The 19,734-nt window shown below is 71.5% G+C and carries 14 protein-coding genes; 7 read left to right on the top strand and 7 right to left on the bottom strand.

Going from position 1 to position 19,734, the window contains the following annotated elements; all coding sequences use genetic code 11:
- On the bottom strand, positions 1 to 2,788 hold a 2,788-nt coding region (carB, locus tag V7Q31_RS01810), incomplete at its 3' end, for a carbamoyl-phosphate synthase large subunit (RefSeq protein ID WP_333831955.1).
- A 116-nt stretch (positions 2,789 to 2,904) separates the two neighbouring features.
- Here carB and V7Q31_RS01805 point away from each other — a divergent pair.
- Both V7Q31_RS01805 and V7Q31_RS01800 read left to right on the top strand, forming a co-directional pair.
- Positions 2,905 to 3,438, top strand: coding sequence for an NUDIX hydrolase (locus V7Q31_RS01805; RefSeq protein ID WP_333831954.1), 534 nt, complete (start codon positions 2,905 to 2,907; stop codon positions 3,436 to 3,438).
- Between the two features lie 82 nt (positions 3,439 to 3,520).
- Positions 3,521 to 5,269 carry a monovalent cation:proton antiporter-2 (CPA2) family protein gene (locus V7Q31_RS01800; RefSeq protein ID WP_333831953.1) on the top strand — a complete coding sequence of 583 codons (1,749 nt, stop codon included), beginning with the start codon at positions 3,521 to 3,523 and terminating at the stop codon, positions 5,267 to 5,269.
- Positions 5,270 to 5,275: 6 nt separating this feature from the next.
- Here the strand turns inward: V7Q31_RS01800 and V7Q31_RS01795 are convergent, their stop codons facing one another.
- Together V7Q31_RS01795 and V7Q31_RS01790 are read right to left on the bottom strand one after the other, a co-directional pair.
- Entirely contained in the window at positions 5,276 to 6,706 is a 1,431-nt protein-coding gene (locus V7Q31_RS01795) for an MATE family efflux transporter (RefSeq protein WP_333831952.1), read from the bottom strand.
- Positions 6,707 to 6,856: 150 nt separating this feature from the next.
- A complete protein-coding gene (locus V7Q31_RS01790; RefSeq protein ID WP_333831951.1) occupies positions 6,857 to 8,719 on the bottom strand; it encodes a PHA/PHB synthase family protein in 1,863 nt (620 codons plus the stop codon).
- A 123-nt stretch (positions 8,720 to 8,842) separates the two neighbouring features.
- On the opposite strand from V7Q31_RS01790, the gene V7Q31_RS01785 reads away from it, so the two are divergent.
- On the top strand, positions 8,843 to 9,175 hold the full coding sequence (locus V7Q31_RS01785; RefSeq protein WP_333831950.1) for a hypothetical protein: 333 nt from the start codon (positions 8,843 to 8,845) through the stop codon (positions 9,173 to 9,175).
- 16 nt (positions 9,176 to 9,191) lie between these two features.
- Here the strand turns inward: V7Q31_RS01785 and V7Q31_RS01780 are convergent, their stop codons facing one another.
- Positions 9,192 to 9,821: a class I SAM-dependent methyltransferase gene (locus V7Q31_RS01780; RefSeq protein ID WP_333831949.1), complete on the bottom strand. Its 630-nt coding sequence runs from the start codon at positions 9,819 to 9,821 to the stop codon at positions 9,192 to 9,194.
- Between the two features lie 177 nt (positions 9,822 to 9,998).
- Between V7Q31_RS01780 and V7Q31_RS01775 the strand changes: the two genes are divergently transcribed.
- Positions 9,999 to 11,498, top strand: a complete 1,500-nt coding sequence (locus V7Q31_RS01775; RefSeq protein ID WP_333831948.1) for a peroxidase family protein — start codon at positions 9,999 to 10,001, stop codon at positions 11,496 to 11,498.
- Between the two features lie 133 nt (positions 11,499 to 11,631).
- Here the strand turns inward: V7Q31_RS01775 and V7Q31_RS01770 are convergent, their stop codons facing one another.
- On the bottom strand, positions 11,632 to 12,015 hold the full coding sequence (locus tag V7Q31_RS01770) for a histidine triad nucleotide-binding protein (protein WP_333831947.1): 384 nt from the start codon (positions 12,013 to 12,015) through the stop codon (positions 11,632 to 11,634).
- Positions 12,016 to 12,088: 73 nt separating this feature from the next.
- The gene (locus V7Q31_RS01765) at positions 12,089 to 13,042 is read right to left on the bottom strand and encodes an ABC transporter ATP-binding protein (protein ID WP_333831946.1); all 954 of its coding nucleotides are present in this window, start codon (positions 13,040 to 13,042) and stop codon (positions 12,089 to 12,091) included.
- 138 nt (positions 13,043 to 13,180) lie between these two features.
- Between V7Q31_RS01765 and V7Q31_RS01760 the strand changes: the two genes are divergently transcribed.
- The 3 genes from V7Q31_RS01760 to V7Q31_RS01750 all read left to right on the top strand — a co-directional run bounded on the left by V7Q31_RS01760 (position 13,181) and on the right by V7Q31_RS01750 (position 18,030).
- Complete coding sequence (locus V7Q31_RS01760; RefSeq protein WP_333831945.1) at positions 13,181 to 15,208, top strand: mechanosensitive ion channel family protein; 2,028 nt, start codon at positions 13,181 to 13,183, stop codon at positions 15,206 to 15,208.
- A gap of 95 nt (positions 15,209 to 15,303) precedes the next feature.
- Positions 15,304 to 16,365, top strand: coding sequence for an XdhC family protein (locus tag V7Q31_RS01755; RefSeq protein WP_333831944.1), 1,062 nt, complete (start codon positions 15,304 to 15,306; stop codon positions 16,363 to 16,365).
- Between the two features lie 21 nt (positions 16,366 to 16,386).
- Entirely contained in the window at positions 16,387 to 18,030 is a 1,644-nt protein-coding gene (locus V7Q31_RS01750; protein WP_333831943.1) for a molybdopterin-binding/glycosyltransferase family 2 protein, read from the top strand.
- Here V7Q31_RS01750 and V7Q31_RS01745 read toward each other — a convergent pair.
- Positions 18,011 to 19,654 (bottom strand): hypothetical protein, encoded by a 1,644-nt coding sequence (locus V7Q31_RS01745; protein WP_333831942.1) that lies wholly within the window; start codon positions 19,652 to 19,654, stop codon positions 18,011 to 18,013. The genes V7Q31_RS01750 and V7Q31_RS01745 overlap by 20 nt on opposite strands.
- Between the last annotated feature and the right edge of the window lie 80 nt (positions 19,655 to 19,734).

The following is a 19,734-nucleotide window of genomic DNA, read 5'->3' as shown; positions in this document are numbered from 1 at the left end:
GCGTGTCGACGCCGGGGAAGCGCGCGAAGGGCAGCACCGCCTCCTTCACCGCGACGTGCGGCGTCTCGGGCGCAGGCAGCGTGAAGGCCGAGAGCTTCTCGCCCGCCATCACCCGCGCCGCGATCCCCGCGATCGGCGCGCCCACCGCCTTGGCCACGAAGGGCACGGTGCGCGAGGCGCGCGGGTTGACCTCCAGCACGTAGATGTCGCCGTTCTGGATGGCGAACTGGACGTTCATCAGCCCGACCACGCCCAGCCGCAGCGCCATCGCCGCGGTCTGGCGCTTGAGCTCGGCGACCGTGTCGGCGTCCAGCGTGTGCGGCGGCAGCACGCAGGCGCTGTCGCCGGAATGCACGCCGGCCTCCTCGATATGCTCCATCACGCCGGCGACATGCACGCGCGCGCCGTCGCAGAGCGCGTCCACATCGACCTCGACCGCGCCGGACAGATAGCTGTCGAGCAGCACCGGGCTGTCGCCCGACACCACCACCGCGTCGCGGATGTAGCGCTCCAGATGCGCCTCGTCGCGCACGATCTCCATGGCCCGCCCGCCCAGCACGTAGGAGGGGCGGATGACCAGCGGAAAGCCGATGTCGGCGGCCACGGCCAGCGCCTGTTCGCGCGAGCGGGCGACGCCGTTGCGGGGCTGCTTCAGCCCCAGCGCGTGGATCAGCTTCTGGAAGCGCTCGCGGTCCTCGGCGAGGTCGATGGCGTCGGGCGAGGTGCCGAGGATCGGGATGTCGGCCTGCTCCAGCGCGTCGGCGAGCTTGAGCGGCGTCTGGCCGCCGAACTGCACGATCACGCCCTTGAGACGGCCCCGGCGCTGCTCGGCGCGCAGGATTTCGAGCACGTGCTCCTCGGTCAGCGGCTCGAAATAGAGCCGGTCGGAGGTGTCGTAATCGGTGCTGACCGTCTCGGGATTGCAGTTGATCATGATCGTCTCGAAGCCGGCCTCTTCGAGCGCGTAGCAGGCGTGGCAGCAGCAATAGTCGAACTCGATGCCCTGCCCGATCCGGTTCGGCCCGCCGCCGAGGATCACGATCTTGTCGCGGTCCGAGGGCCGCGCCTCGCACTCGACCTCGCCGAACAGGTCGGATTCGTAGGTCGAATACATGTAGGGCGTCTGGGCCTCGAATTCCGCGGCGCAGGTGTCGATGCGCTTGAACACGGCCTCGACGCCAAGCCCGCGGCGGCGACTGCGCACCCCGCGCGCGTCGAGCCCCGCGAGCGCGCCGAGCCGCGCATCGGAGAAGCCCATCATCTTCAGCCGACGCATCCCCGCCGCGTCAGTCGGCAGGCCGTCGCGGCGCACCTCCGCCTCGACATCGACGATCTCGGCGATGCGCTCGAGGAACCACGGGTCGTAGGCGGTGGCCTGCGCGATCTCCGCCGCGCTCAACCCCTCTCGGATCGCCTGCGCGATCACCCGGATTCGGTCGGGGGTAGGGCGCGAGAGCGCGGCGACCACGGCCTGCCGACGCTCCTCGGGCGAGGCGGCCTCGTCCAGACCCTCGATGGCGATTTCGTCGAAGCCGGTCAGCCCCGTCTCCAGCGAGCACAGCGCCTTCTGCACGCTTTCGTGGAAGTTCCGTCCGATCGCCATCGCCTCGCCCACCGACTTCATCGCGGTGGTGAGTTCCGGCTTGGCGCCGGGGAACTTCTCGAAGGCGAAGCGGGGGATCTTGGTGACGACGTAGTCGATGGTCGGCTCGAAGCTCGCCGGCGTCACCCCGGTGATGTCGTTGTCGAGTTCGTCGAGCGTGTAGCCCACGGCGAGCTTCGCCGCGATCTTGGCGATGGGAAAGCCGGTGGCCTTCGACGCCAGAGCGGAGGAGCGGCTGACGCGCGGGTTCATCTCGATCACCACGATCCGACCCGTTTTCGGGCAGATCGCGAACTGCACGTTCGAGCCGCCGGTCTCGACGCCGATCTCGCGCAGCACGGCGATCGAGGCGTTGCGCAGCATCTGGTATTCGCGGTCGGTGAGCGTCAACGCCGGCGCCACGGTGATGCTGTCGCCGGTGTGCACGCCCATCGGGTCGACGTTCTCGATGGAGCAGACGATGATGCAGTTGTCCGCGCGGTCGCGGACCACCTCCATCTCGAATTCCTTCCAGCCCAAGAGCGACTCGTCGATGAGGATCTGGCCCGCGGGCGAGGCCTCCAGCCCGGTGCGGCAGATGCGCTCGTAATCCTCGCGGTTGTAGGCGACGCCGCCGCCGGTGCCGCCCAGCGTGAAGGCGGGGCGGATGATCGCGGGCAGGCCGACATGGTCGAGCGCCGCCATCGCCTCGGCCATGCCGGCGGCGATGTCGAATTTCTTGCCGACCTTCGGCGCGCCGACGATGGTGGCGCGCGGGTTCTCGAGCCCGATCCGGTCCATCGCCTCGCGGAACAGCTTGCGGTCCTCGGCCATCTCGATGGCCTTGCGGTTGGCGCCGATCAGCTGCACGCCGAATTTCGCGAGCACGCCCATGTCGTCGAGGGCGATGGCGGTGTTGAGCCCGGTCTGGCCGCCCATGGTCGGCAGCAGGGCGTCCGGGCGCTCCTTCTCGATGATCTTCGCCACGATCTCGGGCGTGATCGGCTCGATGTAGGTCGCGTCCGCGAGCGCCGGGTCGGTCATGATCGTGGCGGGGTTGGAGTTGACGAGGACGACCCGATAGCCCTCCTCCTTCAGCGCCTTGCAGGCCTGCGCGCCGGAATAGTCGAACTCGCAGGCCTGCCCGATCACGATGGGCCCCGCGCCGATGATCATGATCGAGGAGATGTCGGTCCGCCTGGGCATGGTGCGCGCTCGCGTCGATGGGTCCCGGCTGAGAGCCGGTCGGACCATTGGCGTTGGAAGAGTTCCGGCCTTATAGACGCTGCGCCGCCTTGCGCAAGCCGACCGGAGAGCGCCCCATGTTCGACATCCTCGGCTCGCACACGGCCTTCGAGAACCATTGGGTGCGGCTGCGCGAGGACGCGATCCGCTATCCCGACGGCGCCGAGGGCGTCTACGCCTATATCGAGCGCCCGCGCTACGCCGTCGTCGCCGCGGTGCAGGACGGGCGGATCTGGATGGTCGAGCAATACCGCCATCCGCTGCGCGCGCGCAGCCTCGAGCTGCCGATGGGCGTGGCGCCGGGCGGCGACGCCATCCCCATCGAAGAGGCCGCCGCCATCGAATTGCGCGAGGAGACGGGCGTGACGGCGCAGCGCCTCGATTACGTCGGCGAGATCGCGCCGGCGCCGGCGCTGATCGCCCAGACCGGGGCGCTGTTTCTCGCCACCGGGCTTACCGAGGGCGAACAGGCGCTCGAGGACACCGAGCAGGACCTCGTCGCCATGGCGCTGCCGGTCGAGGAGGTTCTCGCCCGCGCCTGCGACGGGCGCATCCGCGATGGCGCGACGCTGGCGAGCCTGGGGCTGCTGCGGCTCAAGGGTCTGATCTGACGGAAAATCGCGCGCTGCGCGTCTCTGCCGTGTTGCGTCGCGCCGCGCGGGGCGCGAGACTCGCGCCAAAGGAGATTTGAGCATGGCCGCAGGCGCCGATCCGATGCTGGTGGACGTCGCCGTCTATCTCGGCGCGACCGTCGGCGCCGTGGCCCTGTTCCGGCGCATCGGGCTGGGCTCGGTGCTCGGCTATCTCGCCGCCGGCGCGGTGATCGGCCCCTCCGTGCTCGGGCTGATCGAAGGCGGCGGCGACGTGCTGCACATCGCCGAATTCGGCGTGGTGCTGCTGCTCTTCGTCATCGGGCTCGAATTGCAGCCGCAGCGGCTCTGGCGGATGCGCGGCGAAATCTTCGGGCTCGGCGGCGCCCAGGTCGGGGCGACGGGGGTGGTTCTGGCGGCTGCGCTGTGGGGGCTCGGGCTGAGCCTCGCCGGCGCGCTGGTCGCGGGACTCGCGCTCGCGCTGTCCTCGACGGCGTTCGGCGTGCAACTGCTGCGCGAGCGCGGCGAGTTCGCGGCCCCGCATGGCCGGCGCGCCTTCTGGATATTGCTGTTTCAGGACATCGCCGTCGTCCCGCTGCTGGCGCTGACGGCGTTCCTCTCGCCGCTCGGGGGCGGCGAGTCGATCGACCGGCAGATCGTCATGGGCGTGCTCGCCATCGGCGGGCTGCTGATCGGCGGGCGGTTCCTGCTGCCGCGCATGTTCCGCGCGATCGCGCTCGCCAAGGCCGACGAAGTGTTCACGGCGGCCGCGCTGCTGGTCGTCGCCGCGTCGGCGCTGCTGATGGACGCGGCGGGCCTGTCCATGGCGCTGGGGGCGTTCCTCGCCGGCGTGCTGCTGTCGGAGACCGAGTTCCGCCACCAGCTCGAGACCGACATCGAGCCGTTCCGCTCGCTGTTTCTGGGGCTCTTCTTCGTGGCGGTGGGGATGAGCGTCGACTGGGGCCTCGCGGTCGAGAACGCGCCGCTCGTGCTCGGCGGCGCAGTCGCGCTCTACGCGCTCAAGGCAGCGATCCTTTACCGCGTCGCGCGGCTGAGGGGTTCGAGCCAGGCGGATGCGATGCGCGTGGCGGCGACGCTCGGCCAGGCGGGCGAGTTCGCGTTCGTCCTGCTTGGCATCGCCGCCGCCTCGACGCTGATCGACCGCGAGACGGCGGGGTTGCTGACGGCGACAGTCGGCGTGTCGATGGCGCTGACCCCGGCGGCGCTCGCCGTGGTGGACCGCTTTCTCGCCCGGCGCGGCAAGGCCGACGAGGCGCGCGGGCTCGACGACGTCTCGAAGGCCAAGCCCGCGCCGGTCATCGTGGCGGGCTTCGGGCGCACCGGCCAGATCATCGCCCGGATGCTGCAGATGCGCGGCTACGAGTTGACGCTGATCGACAATTCGCCCCAGCGCATCCGCATCGCCGAGAGCATCGGCGACAAGGTCTTCTTCGGCGACGGCTCGCGGCTCGACGTGCTGACGATGGCCGGCGCGAAGGACGCGCGGGCGATCTTTCTGTGCATCAACGACCGCGAAGGCGCCAAGAAGGCCGTCGGGCGGCTGCGCGAGCGCTTTCCCGACCAGCTGATCCTCGCCATGACCTATGACCGCTTCTCCGACATCGCGATGCGCGAGGCCGGCGCCGACGTGGTGATCCGCGAAGTCTTCGAGAGCGCCGTGGCGCTGGCGCGGCAGGGGCTGCATCTGATGGGCGACAACGAGGACCTCGACGCGCTGGTCGTTGAGTTCCGCCGCCGCGACGAGGAGATGCTGCGCCTGCAGATCGAACACGGAATGCAGGAGGGCATCCGCAAGATGCGCGAGAAATACGCCATCGCGAAAGCGAACTGACGCCCCTCAGCCGCGCGCCCGACGCGGATCGGGCTTGGCGTCGCTGAGGACGAACCGGGTCGCGAGCACCAGCGCGGCGAAGGCGAGGCCCGCCGCGAGGCCGAGCCAGACCCCCACGCCGTCCATCCCGAGCGGAAATCCGATGAGCCAGGCCGTGGGCAATCCCACCAGCCAGTAGCCGCACAGCGCGATCACCATCGGCGCGGCGGTGTCGCTGAGGCCCCGCAGCCCGGCGGAGGCCGTCACCTGCACGCCGTCCACGATCTGGAACAGCGCGGCGATGGCGAGGAAGCTCGCCGCCAGCGCCGCCGCATCCGCCGCCGCCGCGTCGCCGGGGCGCAGAAACAGCCCCACAAGCGTTTGCGGCGCCAGCCAGAACAGCAGCGCCGTCATCGACATGAAGACGACCGCCAGCCCGATCGACACATAGCCCGCGCGCTTGGCCCCCGCCGCATCGCCCGCCCCGAAGGCGCGGCCCACGCGCACGGTCGTCGCATGGCTCAGCCCCAGCGGCGCCATGAAGGCGATGGCGGCGAGTTGCAGGGCGATCGCGTGGCCGGCGAGCGCGTCCGGCCCCAAGAGGCCCATCAGCAGGGCGGCGCAGGCGAAGAGCCCCGATTCGGCCATCATGGTCAGCCCGATCGGCAGGCCGAGCCTGAGCATCGCGAAGAATCTCGGCCAGTCCGCCCGCCAGAACCGCGCGAGCAGCGCGTCGCGCCGGCGCACCCGCAGCACATGAACGAGCAGCAGGCCGAACATCGCCGCATAGACGACCGCGGTCGCGATCCCGGCGCCCGCGAGTTCGAGCCGCGGAAAGCCGAAATGGCCGAACATCAGCGCATAGTCGAGAAAGGCGTTCAGCCCGATGCCCGCCAGGGTGATCCAAAGCACCACCTGCGTGCGGCCATGCGCCGAGAGATAGCCGCGCAGCACGGTGAACATCAGCGCCGACGGCAGCATCAGCGCGCCGTACCGCAAATATTCCTGCGCCAGATCGGCGATGCGCGGCGATTGTCCCAACGCCACGAGGATCGGCCCCGCCATGAGAAGCGGGATCGCGAGCAGGAAGGCGAGGATCGCGGACAGCCACAGCCCCTGCCGCACCGTGCGCCGCGCCGAACGCCGCCGGCGCGCGCCGAGCGCCTGCGCCGCCATCGGCGCCGCCGCCATCGCGACGCCCGTGCCCAGCATCAGCAGCGGATAAAGCATCGACACGGCGAGCGAGCCGCTGGCCAGAAACTCCGGACCGAGCCAGCCCATCATCACCACATCGGTCGTGTTGAGCCCGATGGTGGCGAGTTGCGCGACGATCAGCGGCCAGGCGAGACTGAGGGTCGCGCCGACCTCGGCGACCCAGGCGGCGCGCTGCCGCGCGCGCGCGCCGCCGGGCTCGCCGGGCGCGTTCAGGTCGAGAGGTCCGCCGACTATCCGCTGCATTGCGCCCGATCGCCCGCGCGCGACGCCGCCCGCATCCGCGTGGATTTCATGAAAATCTCAGCTGTGCTGAAAGCCCCGCCAGTATGTCGCGGCTTCTTGCTCCACCGGGGCGCGCTTGTCCAGCGCGACGGCCCGGGCCGGGCGGACCCGTCAGCGCGCGTCGAAGCGGCGCTTCACATAGGCGCCGGGCGCATCCTCGACAATGCCGAGCGTCGCCCCCGGCGCACGCGCGGGGACCATCCCGCCGCCATGCGCGGCGAGCCACGCGCTCCAGTGCGGCCACCAGGAGCCCGGGGTCTCCTGCGCGTCCTTCATCCAGACTTCGAGCCCCTCGCCCGCCATCCCCTTCTTCGTCCAGTACTGGTACTTGCCGGACGAAGGCGGATTCACGACCCCGGCGATGTGCCCCGATCCGGCGAGGATGAACGTCGCGTCGCGCGACCCCAGCAGCCTGGCGCCGCGGAAGGCCGATTGCGGCGGGGCGATGTGATCCTCCTTGGTCGCGACGTGATAGACTGGCGTCTTGATCCGCGACAGGTCGAGCTTCTCGCCGCCGAGCCGCATCTCCCCCTGCGCCAGCCGGTTGGCGTTGTAGAAATTGTCGAGATAGAAGTGATGCACCCGCGCCGGCATGCAGGTGCTGTCGGCGTTCCAGTAGAGCAGGTCGAACGGAAACGGCTCCTTGCCGAGCAGATAGTTCTGGACGACGAAACCCCAGATCAGATCGCTGGCGCGCAGCATGTTGAAGGCGGTCGCCATGCTTTCGGCGGGCAGGTAGCCCTGATCCATCTTCTCGTCGAGGACTTTCAGGGTCTTCTCATCGACGAAGACCTGCAGTTCGCCGGCGTCGGTGAAGTCGAGCTGGGTGGTGAAGAAGGTGGCGGTGGCGGCCCGGGGGTCGCCGGTCGCAGCCATATGCGCGAGCGTCGTGCCCAGCATGGTGCCGCCGATGCAATAGCCTGTCAGATGCGCCTTCTTCGCGCCGGTCTCCTCGATCACTTTTTCGAGGGCGGTGAGCACCCCCTTTTTCATGTAGCTCTCCCAGGTCTCGTCCTTCTGGCGGATGTCGGGATTGACCCAGGAGATGACGAACACCGTCCAGCCTTCGTCGACCAGCCAGCGAACCATCGACTTGTTCTCGTTCAGGTCGAGGATGTAGTACTTGTTGATCCAGGGCGCGCAGATCAGCAGCGGGATCTCGTGGACCTGTTCTGTCGTCGGCGCGTACTGGATGAGCTGGAACAGCTCGTTCTGCCAGATCACCTTCCCGGGAGTGGTCGCCATGTTGCGCCCGACTTCGAAGGCGTCGAGGTCGGTCTGGCGGATCAGCAGGTTGCCCTTGCCGCGCTCAAGGTCCTCGAGCATGTGCTGCAGCCCGCGCGCGAGATTCTCGCCGCGCTCCTTCAGGGTGGCGCGCAGCACTTCGGGATTTGTGGCGGCGAAGTTGGCCGGCGACATCGCCTGAATGAAGTTGCGGGTATAGAACTCGACCTTGCGGCGGTCGCGTTCGTCGATCTCGCCGACGTCGTGGATCGTCTCCATGATCCATTTCGACGTGAGCAGGTAGGACTGCTTCACATAGTCGAAGATCGCGTTCTTCGACCATTCCTCGTCCTTGAAGCGCTTGTCCCCGCGATCGGGTTCGACGAGCGGGTCTTCCGAGAGGCCCCACAGCTTCAGCGTCGCGCGTCGCCAGAGTTCGGTCTGCTGGAGCCAAAGCCGCATCATGGCGTCGGCCATCTCGCGCGGATGGTTCATCATGCTCTGGCCGAGTTCGGCGAAGGCGGGCGCGGCGTTGAGCGGGTCGGCGTGCATGGGGTGGGTGTCGGCGAGGTTGGTCTCGGCGAAGCGGCGCCAGATCTCCTGCGTGCGCTCGGCGATCAGCCCCATGTTCTGCACGAAGGCGGCGCTGTCCTTCAGCATGCCCGCCACCTCTTCGGGATCGGCGAAGGGCTTTGGCGCGGCGTCGAGCGGCGCAGTCGCGTTCACGGGCGCATTCACGGGCGCGGTCATGGCGTCTTCCCCCAGAGCAACGCAGCCGTCCGGCGCTCTGAGGTGGCGCTTCGGCGTCGGCGCGGTTAAGACACCGCTATGCCAGACTCGGGTCGCGATTCAAAGACGGGCAAACCGTCGCCCTTGACGGCGACGGCCGGGCCCGGGCTGGCGCGCGCGCTCGTCCTCGGCGCGGCGCTGAGCCTGCCGGGTTGCGGGATCGGCGCGATCTTCACCCGCATCGACGTGCCCGAATCCGAAGGCGTCGCCGACGCGCCATGGCCGGAGCTCGCCGACGCGCCGTCCGCGCTCAGCCTGCGCGAGAGCGCCCCCGATCCGGCGGAGGGCCCTCGGCTGATCGAAGCGCTCGGCGTCGAGGCGGCGGTGTCCGCGGCGGAGGCCGAGCGGCTGTCGGCGCCGGTCTTCGACGTCGCCGCGCTGCGCCGCGACGCCGACGCGGTCCGTCGCGGCGAGTGAGCGTCCACCATAGCGGCTAGGCGACCCGCCTTGCGACGAGGAAGCGCCCGGGCGGCCGCTCGGGGAACATGCCGCGCTCGACGATCTCGAACCCCGCGCGCTCGATCGCCGCGTCGAGCGCCGTGATCCGCAGGAAGCGCAGCGGCGGCGCGATCCCGACAGCGCGCAAGGCCCCGACGACGATCCGCGCACGCCGCCACCCCGGCTCGCCGAGGCAGACGCTCTTCGACACGAACACGCCCCCGGGCTTCACCCGCGCCGCGATCAGCGCCAGGGCCGCCGGGAGGTCGGGCATGAGCTGGAGCAGGTTGAAGGCCAGCACCGCGTCATAGGGGCCGGGCGCCGCAGCGGGGTCGGTCAGATCGGCGCGCGAAAAGGCGACCGACGCAACGCCGGCGGCGCGCGCCTTCCCGGTCGCGATCTCGATCATCCGGGTCGAGAAATCCGTCGCGTCGATGCGCGCCGCCGCATCGGCGAGTCGCAGAGCGGTCGTTCCCGTGCCGCAGCCCAGCTCGAGAACGTGGTCGCAGGGCTTGAGATGCGCCCGCGTCCGCGCGATGGCGGCGTCGTAGGCGCCCGCGTCGCGGATCGCGCGCGCGGCGTAGCGGTCGGCGATCCGGTCCCAGAATTTCGATCCGTCCGCCATCCGCGCCGTCTCCCGCGTTCAGGGCCCGGGGCGTCATGCCACGGAAGCAAGGCGCAGGTCACGCGCCGTCGCCACCGGTTGACCCAACTCTCACGACGCTTTGACGGCGCCGGCGCACAGTCGCCCCGCGCCTCCGGACATCGGGTCCGGAAAGACGCCGCAGGGAGGATCTTCCGCATGACCGCCAGACACGCCTGTCACCACGGAATGACCAAGGCCAAGGGCTGCGAACACGTCGCCGTCGGCCATTTCTCCAAGCTTTTCCCCGATCTGCCCGGCCTCGCGCTGAGCGAGGAGGAGGCCGCGATCCTCGGCGGCCCCGGCGGGCTGATGCATGATTTCGACGACGCCTCGCCCGACAGCGCGATCCCCGCCGGCTACATCTTCTTCGCGCAGTTCGTCGATCACGACGTGACGCTCGACACCACTTCGGACCTGCGCGGCGCGCCGCTCGACGCCGCTTCCATCGCGAAGCTGCCCAACATCCGCTCCGCGAGCCTCGATCTCGACTGCGTCTACGGCTTCGGCCCCGAGGCGAGCCCGCACATCTACGACGGCGAGCACATCGCCGTGAGCCCGGACGGTCGCGACCTCGCCCGCGCGCCGGGGGGCGCCGCGCTGATCGGCGATCCGCGCAACGACGAGAATCTGTTCATCTCGCAGATGCAGCTGATGTTCCACCGCGCCCACAACCGCTTCTTCGACGAGCGCGTGCATCAGCGCGCCCCCAAGGAGCGCTTCTCGCGCTTCGCCGCCGCCCAGCGCGAGCTGCGCTTCCACTACCAGTGGATCGTGCTGTTCGACTTCCTGAAGCGGCTCTGCGACGTCGACATCTGGCGGTTCGCCGCGACCCGCATCTGCGACCCCAAGGCGAAGTTCCCGCTCTGCTACGGCCCCGACAAGCATGGCGCGCTGCCGATGCCCGTGGAGTTCTCGGTCGCGGCCTATCGCGTCGGCCACACCATGGTGCGCTCGGTCTTCTCGGTGAACGACGCGCATCGTGAGGTCGAACTGTTCGACGAACGCTTCGGCTCGACCGGCTTCGCGGCTCTGCCCGAGGGGCTCGAAGTCGACTGGAAGCACATGCTCCCGCTCGACCAACATCACCGCCCGCGCATGGCCAAGGCGATCGACCCGCTGCTGACCGACGAGCTGCAGGACCTGCCGGTGGTCCCCAGCCGCAACCCCGCCAACCGCGCGCTCGCCTTCCGCAACCTGATGCGCGCCAACGCGCTCAGCGTGCCGTCGGGGCAGGCGGTGGCGGCGGCGCTCAAGGCCAAGGGCTATCCGCTGGAGGTCTGCGATCTGAAGCTCGACGACGTCCCCGGCTGGAAGCGGCTCGACGCCGCCCACCGCACCGGCAAGTCGCTGCGCGAGGAGACGCCCCTCTTCTACTACATGCTGCGCGAGAGCGAGCTGAAGAGCTGCGGCCAGCGGCTGGGGCCGGTCGGCTCGGCGATGCTGATGGAGGTGTTCGGAGGGATGCTGAAGCTCTGCGGGACGAGCTTCGTCACCGCGGAGCCCGGCTGGCAACCCGACCCCTGCGTCTCGAAGGAGAAATACGGCTGGTGGGCCGAGACCTATCGCGAGGGCTTCGACAAGTCGGCGCTGATCGGGAACCCGGACTATTACCCGCTCGAACTCGCCGATCTGGCGCGCTTCGCAGCGGGGGGCTGAGGGAATAACCGGTCGCGTGAGGCGTTGAGGCTGTGCGGGCCGGCGTTGCGAATGGCCCGAATGTCGAGGGAGTGTCGCCGGCGTTGCGTCAGGCGGCCCCGGAGCGCGGGCTCCGGGGCCGCTGGCGGGAGGCTCACTCTGGAACCTTGATCATCCGCCCGAGGAACTTGCCGCCGAAGACGTGGATGTGCAGATGCGGCACTTCCTGATGCGCGTCGGGGCCGGCGTTGGACAGGATGCGGTAGCCTGCGCCGCCGGCGCTCTCGGCATGGCCGACGCGGCGGGCGACTTCGGCCACGGCGCGGGTGAAATCGGCGATCTCGACTTCGCTCGCCTCGGCTGCGAAATGGTCGAAATTGACGTAAGGCCCTTTCGGGATCACCAGCACATGCGTCGGGGCCTGCGGGTTGATGTCGTGGAAGGCGAGGCTGTGCGGCGTCTCGTGGACTTTCGAGCAGGGGATCTCCCCGCGCAGGATTTTCGCGAAAATGTTCTGCGGATCATAGGCGTAGCTCATGCGCGCTCTCCCTCGTCGCGGCTGTGGCCTGCGGCGCTGCGGGTTTAGCGCGGGGCGGGGCCGCTTCCAAGCCTCATCCCGCCGCCGCCTCCGCGCCGCGGGTCAGCGCGAGGAACACGTCTTCGAGGTCGGGCTCCTCGGTCGCCACGTCCTCTACCGCGACGCCGGCGGCGCGCACCCGGTCGAGCAGGGTCAGCGGATCGGCCCGCCCGCGCCGGTAGCCGATGGCGAGCGCGCCGTCGGGCCGCAGCGACGGCGCGAGGTCGGCGAGCTCCGGCGGCGGCGCCGAAAGCGGCGCGCGCGGGCGGATCACCAGCGTCTTGGCGTCGAGCCGACCGACCAGCGCCGAGGTGTCGTCGCAGGCCACCAGCGCGCCGCGATGCAGGATCGCGATGCGGTCGCACATCGCCTGCGCCTCTTCGAGGTAATGCGTGGTCAGGATCACCGTGACGCCCTGCGCGTTCAGATCGCGCACATAGGCCCACAGCATCTGCCGCAGCTCGATGTCCACCCCCGCCGTCGGCTCGTCGAGCACCAGCACCGGCGGGCGGTGCGCCAGCGCCTTGGCCACGAGCAGCCGCCGCTTCATGCCGCCCGAGAGCGTGCGGGCGTAGGCGTCGGCCTTGTCGGCGAGGCCGACGCGGCCGAGGATGTCCATGGTGCGGCGACGCGATTTCGGCACGCCGTAAAGGCCCGCCTGCCACTCCATCGCCTCGCGGGGCGTGAAGAACGGGTCGATGTTGAGCTCCTGCGGCACGACGCCGATGGCGGCGCGGGCGTTGCGCGGGTTCACGTCCTGATCGAAACCCCAGATGCGCACGGTTCCCGCGCTCTTCACGACGAGGCCCGCGAGGATGTTGATGAAGGTCGACTTTCCCGCCCCGTTCGGACCGAGCAGCCCGAAGATCGACCCCGCCGGAACGTCGAGATCGACGCCCTTGAGCGCCTCGCCGCCCGTCCCGTCGCGCCCGTAGCGCTTGCGCAGGCCGCGCGTCTCGATGGCGTTGCCGCCGCTTCCGGGCTCCATGCTCGCCGCTCCCTCGCAAGGCCGGCGGAAGCTGACCGCGCGCAACGGCGACGTCAAGGCGCGCGCGGGCGGAGTGGCGCGCAGCCGCGCCGCATGCTACCGAAATTCCAGAGCCCGGCGCAGGGTTAGGGGGGAAAGATGAGCGACGGGGCGATCACGATCACCTTGCCGGCGGACCTCGATCCGGCGGTCCGCGCGCAAGTCCTCGAGGCGCTTCCGGACGCCGGGATCGCCGTCGTGGTCGCGCCCGAGACCCCCGCCGAGGAGATGGTTCCCGACCCCGAAGCGTTCGGCGAGGCGTTCGGCGTCGCGGTGGACCGCGCCGACCAGTTCCCCGACGCATTGGCCGCCTATGCGGACCGGATGGACGCGGCGGGCATGGACCCTCTCACGGCGATCCTCCTCGCCGCGGCGGCGCTGGCCGGGGCCTATGCGGTCGAATACGCGCTGCGCAGGCTCGGCGCCGCCTTCGCGCCGGCGAACGAGACGCCGGGGCCGTTCTCGCGCCGGCTCCTGCTGACGGCGCGGTGGGGCGTCGGGCGGGCGATCTCGCTCGCGATCTTCTGGTTCGTGGCCACGGCGGCGACCAACGCGCTACTGCCCTATCACGCCGCCCCGATCGGCGCGCTGATGCTGGCGGTCGCGATGCGCCAGCGGATCGTCTTCGCCATCGTGCAGGCGCTCGCGGCGCCGGGCGCGCCGCATCGCCGCCTGCCCGGCTTCGACGAGGCGCAGGCCCGCCACGTGATGCGCTGGGCGCTGATCCTGTTCGTGATCGGCAGCGTCTTCCTGTTCCTGCGCGGCATGATCGACCTGTCCGGCGCCGTCTGGCAGGGATCGCTCGCCGCCGCGACGCTCGCTTTGCTGAGCGGGGCGATGACGGCCACGTTCTTTCTCGCCGTCCGCCGACCCGTCGCCGCGCTGATCGACAAAGCCTTCGCGGGCAAGCCCGGCGCGATTTCGGCGTTCCTCGCCCAATGGTGGCATGTCGGCTATGTCGGTCTCGCCGCCGTCAACGCGCTGGCCGCGGCGAGCACGGCGCTGGGGTTGCGCGGCGGCGCGGACGTCTCGGGCTCGATCAACAACTCGCTGGTGATCGCAGCGCTGACGCCCTTCGCCATCGCCGGAGTCGGCGCATGGCGCGACGAAATCCTCGCCCGCGAACCCGACAAGCCGCACACGCTGCTGCGCGGCGGCGTCGCGCTCGGCAAGGGCGCGCTGGCGCTGGGCGCGGCGATCCTGATCCTCCAGAGTTGGGGGCTCGACCCCTTCGCGTCCGGGGGCGGCGGGATCGTGGCGGGCGTGGTGAAGGCGACCTTCGCGCTGCTGTTGGGCTTCGCGCTCTGGAACGCGATCTCGGACCTGATCGGCGTCTGGGCGCCGGAGAAGACCCCGCACGACCCCTCGGCGCCGCCCGAGGAAGAGGGCGGGAGCACCGGTTCGCGGCTGAACACCGTCGCGCCGATCCTGCGCGGCGCGGCTTTGGCCGCCATCGTGACGTTCACGGGCATCTTCGCCTTGTCCGCGCTCGGCGTGAACATCGCGCCGCTGCTCGCCGGCGCCGGGGTTCTGGGGCTGGCCATCGGCTTCGGCGCGCAGAAGCTGGTCGCCGACGTGATCAACGGCGTGTTCTACCTCTACGAGGACGCCTTCCGGATCGGCGAATACATCGAGGCCTCCGGCAGCAAGGGCGTGGTCGAGTCGATCTCGCTGCGTTCGGTGCGGCTGCGCCATCCGCGCGGGCCGGTCTTCACCGTGCCGTTCTCCTCGATGGGCACGATCCAGAACCACAGCCGCGACTGGGTGAAGGTGAAGTTCACCTTCCTCGTGCCGCAGGAGACCGACCTCGAAAAGGTCCGCAAGCTGGTCAAGAAGGCGGGCGAAGTCCTCGCCACCGATCCCGAGATCGCCGACCGGATCCTCGAGCCGATGAAGAGCCAGGGCGCGATCGCGATCTCGGGCCATTCCTTCGAGATCGGGGTGAAGTTCTCGACCAAGCCGGGCCAGCAGTTCATGGTCCGGCGCAAGGCGATGGCGGCGCTGCAGAAGGCCTTCGCCGAGAACGGGATCGAGCTGATGACGCCGCGCATCACCTTCGAGACCGCCGCCGCCAGCGGCGATCCCACGGACATCGCCAAGGCGATGGCGGGGGCGGCGCGGAGCTGAGACGCGTCGCTCGACTGGCCTGACATGCGCCCCCGTTGCGCCGGCGCGCGGTGCTTTTATAGTCATCTGCCTGATATGCTGCGGGAGGACGCGCCATGACCGCCGCCGAGCACGACCGAATCCCCGAAGCCGCCCTCGCCTGGATCGACGCGGGCAAGCGCGCGGCGCTGGCGACCGTGGTGCGGACCTGGGGCTCGGCGCCGAGGCCCGTGGGCGCCCAGCTCGCCATCTCGTCCGAGGCGGAGCTCGCCGGCTCGGTCTCGGGCGGCTGCGTCGAGGGCGCGGTCGCCGCCGAAGCGCTGGAGGCGCTGCAGGATGGGCGGCCCCGGCTGCTGGAGTTCGGCGTCGCCGACGCGGACGCCTTCGCGGTGGGGCTCGCCTGCGGCGGCGCCATCCATGTGCTCGTCGAGCCGATCGGCGTCGGCGACGGGCCGCTGGAGCAGACGATCCGCGACCTCGCCGCGGCGCGCGCGAAGCGCCGCCAGATCGCCTATGTCGTCTGCCTCGACGACTGGAGCCGCCTTCTGGTCGACCGCGCCGCCGGCTGCCCGCTCGGCGATGAGGTGCGCCGCGCGATGGACGCCGACGCGTCGGGCTTCGCGGCGCTGGAGGACGGTCGCTGGTTCGTCGGCGTCCACAACCCGCCGCTGCGGCTCGTCATCGTGGGCGCCGTGCACATCGCGCAGCCTTTGCGCGTCATGGCCGAGGCGCTGGGCTACGATGTGACCATCGTCGACCCGCGCGACGCCTTCGCCGCCGAGGCGCGCTTTCCCGGCGCGCGCCTGTCGCATGCCTGGCCCGACGCCGGGCTCGACGAGGCAGGGCTCGACGCGCGCACGGCCGTCGTGACGCTGACCCACGACCCCAAGCTCGACGACCCCGCCATCATGCGCGCGCTGCGCTCGGACGCCTTCTATCTGGGGTGTCTGGGAAGCCGGAAGACGCACGCCGCCCGCGTCGAGCGCCTCCGCGCGGCGGGCTTCGCGGATGCGGAGATCGCGCGCATCCACGCGCCGCTCGGCCTCGACATCGGCGCGAAATCGCCCGCCGAGATCGCGCTCTCGGCGCTCGGCCAGATCACAGAGCGGCTGCGCCGGCCCGAGACCCGACCGGGTTCGTCCTCGGGGACCGCCGGGGCCCGCGACGCCGCCGCCTGACGCGCGCTCGGTGAGATCCCGGTGAAATTCGGCCCCGTCCCGCTGGCGCAGGCGCAGGGCGCGATCCTCGCGCACGGGCTGCGGCTGCCGTCCGTCGCGCTCAAGAAAGGCCGCAGGCTGACGGCGCAGGACGTCGCGGCGCTCGACGCGGCGGGGCTGCGCGAGGTGGTCGTGGCCCGCGCCGAGCCGCACGAGATCGGCGAGGACGAAGCGGCGGCGCGGATCGCCGCCGCTCTGGCGGGCGATGCGGAATGGGTGGAGCTGTCGGCCCCTTTCACGGGGCGCGCCAATCTGTTCGCAAGCGCGGCGGGTCTGCTGCGCCTCGACGCGGGGCGCATCGCCGCTGTGAACGCGCTGCACGAGGCGGTGACGCTGGCGACCCTGCCCGATCTCGCCCGCGTCGCGCCGCGCCAGATGCTCGCCACGGTCAAGATCATCCCCTACGCCGCCCCCGCCGAAGCCGTGGCGCAGGCCGAGGCGGCGCTCGCGGGGGTCGAGGCTCTGCGCCTCGCGCGGTTTGGCTGGCGGGCGGCGCATCTGACGCTCACGGCCACGCCGGGCATGAAGCCCGCGCTGCTCGACAAGGGGGCGGCGGCGGTGCGGGCGCGGCTCGGCGGGCTCGGCCTGCGCGACGTCGCCGAGGCCCGCGTCGCGCACGAGACCGGCGCGCTGGCGCAGGCGCTGCGCGACGCCCCGGCGCAGGCCGACGCGCTGTTGATCCTGACCGGCTCGGCGACGTCGGACCGGGCCGATGTCGGGCCGGCGGCGGTGGCGGCGGCGGGCGGACGGCTGATCCGCTTCGGCATGCCGGTCGATCCCGGGAATCTGCTGTTTCTGGGCGAACTCGGCGGGCGTCCGGTGATCGGTCTTCCCGGCTGCGCCCGCTCTCCGGCGTTGAACGGTGCGGACTGGGTGCTGGAGCGGCTGGCGGCGGGGCTGACGGTCGGCGACGCCGAGATCGCTGCGATGGGGGTCGGCGGGCTTCTCAAGGAGATCCCCTCGCGCCCCGCGCCGCGGGCCGGCGAGGCCCCCGCTTCGCGCAAACCGTTCGTGGTCGCGGCGCTGCTGGCGGCGGGGGCGTCGCGGCGGATGCGCGGGCGCGACAAGCTGCTCGAGGAGGTCGACGGCGCGCCGATCCTGCGCCGCGCCGCGCAGGCGCTGCTGGAGAGCCGCGCCGACGCCACGCTGGTCGTGCTCGGGCCCGACGACGCGGCGCGGCGGGCGGCGCTCGCCGGTCTCGACGTGGCGATCGTCGAGAATCCGCAGGCCGCCGAAGGCATGGCCTCGTCGCTGCGCGCGGCGCTGGCGGCGGCCCCGGCCGAGGCGGACGCGCTGGTCGTGGCGCTCGGCGACATGCCCGAAGTCGGGCCGGCCCATGTCGACGCGCTGATCGCCGCCTTCTCGCCGGAAGACGGACGCGCGATCTGCCGCGCCATCACCGAGGACGGCGCGCCCGGCCATCCGGTGCTGTTCGGGCGGCGCTTTTTCGAGACGCTGGCGCGGATTGATGGCGATCAGGGCGCGCGCGAGTTGTTGCGGGCGCACGCCGATCTCGTCGAGAACGTGCCCACGCCGGGGCGCGGCGCGGCGGTCGACCTCGACACGCCCGAGGCGTGGGAGGCGTGGCGGGCGGCGACGCGCGCGCTCAGTTCGACGGCAGGCTGAGCCGGCGGCTTTCGGCGCCCTTGCGAAGCCGCAAGGTGTTGTCGCCGATCTCCGAGACCGTCCAGCCGTCGATGCGCGAGCCCATCGCGACCTTTCGCATCTCGCCCGTGGCGAGTCGCACCAGCGCGGCGCGCCCCTCAGGCCCGCCGAACACGCCGATCAGCGCCGTCTCGTCGAAGCGCAGCGCATTGCGCAAGGTGGCCTGACGCGCCGCCGACCCGCTGGCGCGGCCCTGCGAGCCGACGGTGACGGCGGCGCGCGTCACGGTCTTCGCATCGAGGCGCGGCGTCGGGCGCGGCTTCGGCTTCGGCGCGTCGGCGAGCGCGACCCCGACTCGGGGCCGCTCGGCGATGGCGGCGGGGCGCGGACGCGGCGGCGCGGGCGCCGCTTCGGCGGACGGCTCGGGGAGCGCCGCCACAACCGCAGCATCGCCGGCGGGTTCCGGCTCGGCGGCCGCGGGGGAGCCCGCAGCTTGGGTGCGCAGGGCAGGTCGCGGCGCGACAGCGGGGGCGTTCGGGCCGGGCGGGCCGCCGAGTTGCGCGAGTTCGATCGCCGACGGCGCCTCGTTCGTCCCGCCTCGGGCCTCGGCCTGCGGCGGCGCGTCGGGCGGAGCGGGGTCCGGCGCTCGCAGCGAAGGCGACGGCTCTGCGGGAGCGTACGGCGCCGCCGACAGGGCCGCCGACGCGATCGGCGGGGCGTCGTCGCGCGGCGCGGGCTCGACGGCGAGAGGCGCCAGCGCGACCTTGATCGCCGGCGGGGCCGAAGCTGGACCCGGAGAGGTCGCCGTCGCTCCGTCGGCGGCCTCCGCCAGCGCCGGAGGGGACGCGGCAGCGTGGGCCGCGGACAAGATGGACGCGCTCGCAGACGCGTCCGGCGCCGATGGCGGCGACCCGACGAACGGCGCGGCGGGCGCAGCCGGTCCGGGCGCTGCGCGCACCTCGTCCACCGTCTGCGTCGCCCCATCCGGCGCGGAGGGAGCTGTCGCGCCGAGCCCAGCCCAGAGAGCGAACGCGGCGAGCGCCAGCGCGCCCGCCCCGAGGCCGACCGCCGCGAGACCCCGCCGCGACAGCGCCGCCGCCGACATCGCGACGGCGGGCTTGCCCTCGGCGAAGACCGGCGGCGTCGCGAAGCCCGCGAGGTCTTCGGGGCCTCCCGGGCGCAGCGTCACGGCGCCGGGAGCGAAACCCAGGCGGCGCGCATGCGCCCGGGCCTCTGCGATGGTGCGCTTCTCGACGGCGGCGAGCCCCGCGAGACCAGCGCCGTCCGTCGCGCCGACGACCCAGACGAGCCCCGCGAGATCGGCCCCGAAACGCGCCCGCAACGCCGCCTGCGCCGCAGCGGCGGCCCCCTGCGCGGCGCCGACGCGGATGCTGTCGAAGAAAACCAACTCCCGGGGCAGCCACACCGCCGCGCGCGGCATCGCATCGGCCTCGGCGACCGGGACGCCGCAGGCCCGCAGCGCGGCCGCCCGAAGCCGCGTGACATGCGCGTCGAACCCCTCGCCGTCCCAGCGCGCCCGGCCCACGCAGCGCCATGGCCCAGCGCCCTTGCGCGCGTGCACGGAGACATCGTCCGCGCCGAAACCGAGCGCGATCGCCTCGTTCTTGGGCGCTACTTGCGTCAAGAGCCTCGTCCCGCCGCAGCCGGAAATCCTCCGTATAGTAACCGTTGCGCCACCTCGACGCCAGCGCCGCGCCGCCGCCG

Origin of the sequence: Rubrimonas sp., assembly GCF_036788415.1 — a bacterium.
Lineage (GTDB): Bacteria > Pseudomonadota > Alphaproteobacteria > Rhodobacterales > Rhodobacteraceae > Rubrimonas.
This window is presented reverse-complemented; position numbering and strand designations above follow the sequence as displayed.

Coding starts and splice junctions, on each gene's coding strand:
- V7Q31_RS01770 (WP_333831947.1), bottom strand. CDS start 12,015: ATGAGCTACGCCTATGATCCGCAGAACATTTTCGCGAAAATCCTGCGC.
- V7Q31_RS01805 (WP_333831954.1), top strand. CDS start 2,905: ATGTTCGACATCCTCGGCTCGCACACGGCCTTCGAGAACCATTGGGTG.
- V7Q31_RS01755 (WP_333831944.1), top strand. CDS start 15,304: ATGACCGCCGCCGAGCACGACCGAATCCCCGAAGCCGCCCTCGCCTGG.
- V7Q31_RS01800 (WP_333831953.1), top strand. CDS start 3,521: ATGGCCGCAGGCGCCGATCCGATGCTGGTGGACGTCGCCGTCTATCTC.
- V7Q31_RS01775 (WP_333831948.1), top strand. CDS start 9,999: ATGACCGCCAGACACGCCTGTCACCACGGAATGACCAAGGCCAAGGGC.
- V7Q31_RS01795 (WP_333831952.1), bottom strand. CDS start 6,706: ATGCAGCGGATAGTCGGCGGACCTCTCGACCTGAACGCGCCCGGCGAG.
- V7Q31_RS01790 (WP_333831951.1), bottom strand. CDS start 8,719: ATGACCGCGCCCGTGAATGCGCCCGTGAACGCGACTGCGCCGCTCGAC.
- V7Q31_RS01760 (WP_333831945.1), top strand. CDS start 13,181: ATGAGCGACGGGGCGATCACGATCACCTTGCCGGCGGACCTCGATCCG.
- V7Q31_RS01765 (WP_333831946.1), bottom strand. CDS start 13,042: ATGGAGCCCGGAAGCGGCGGCAACGCCATCGAGACGCGCGGCCTGCGC.
- V7Q31_RS01780 (WP_333831949.1), bottom strand. CDS start 9,821: ATGGCGGACGGATCGAAATTCTGGGACCGGATCGCCGACCGCTACGCC.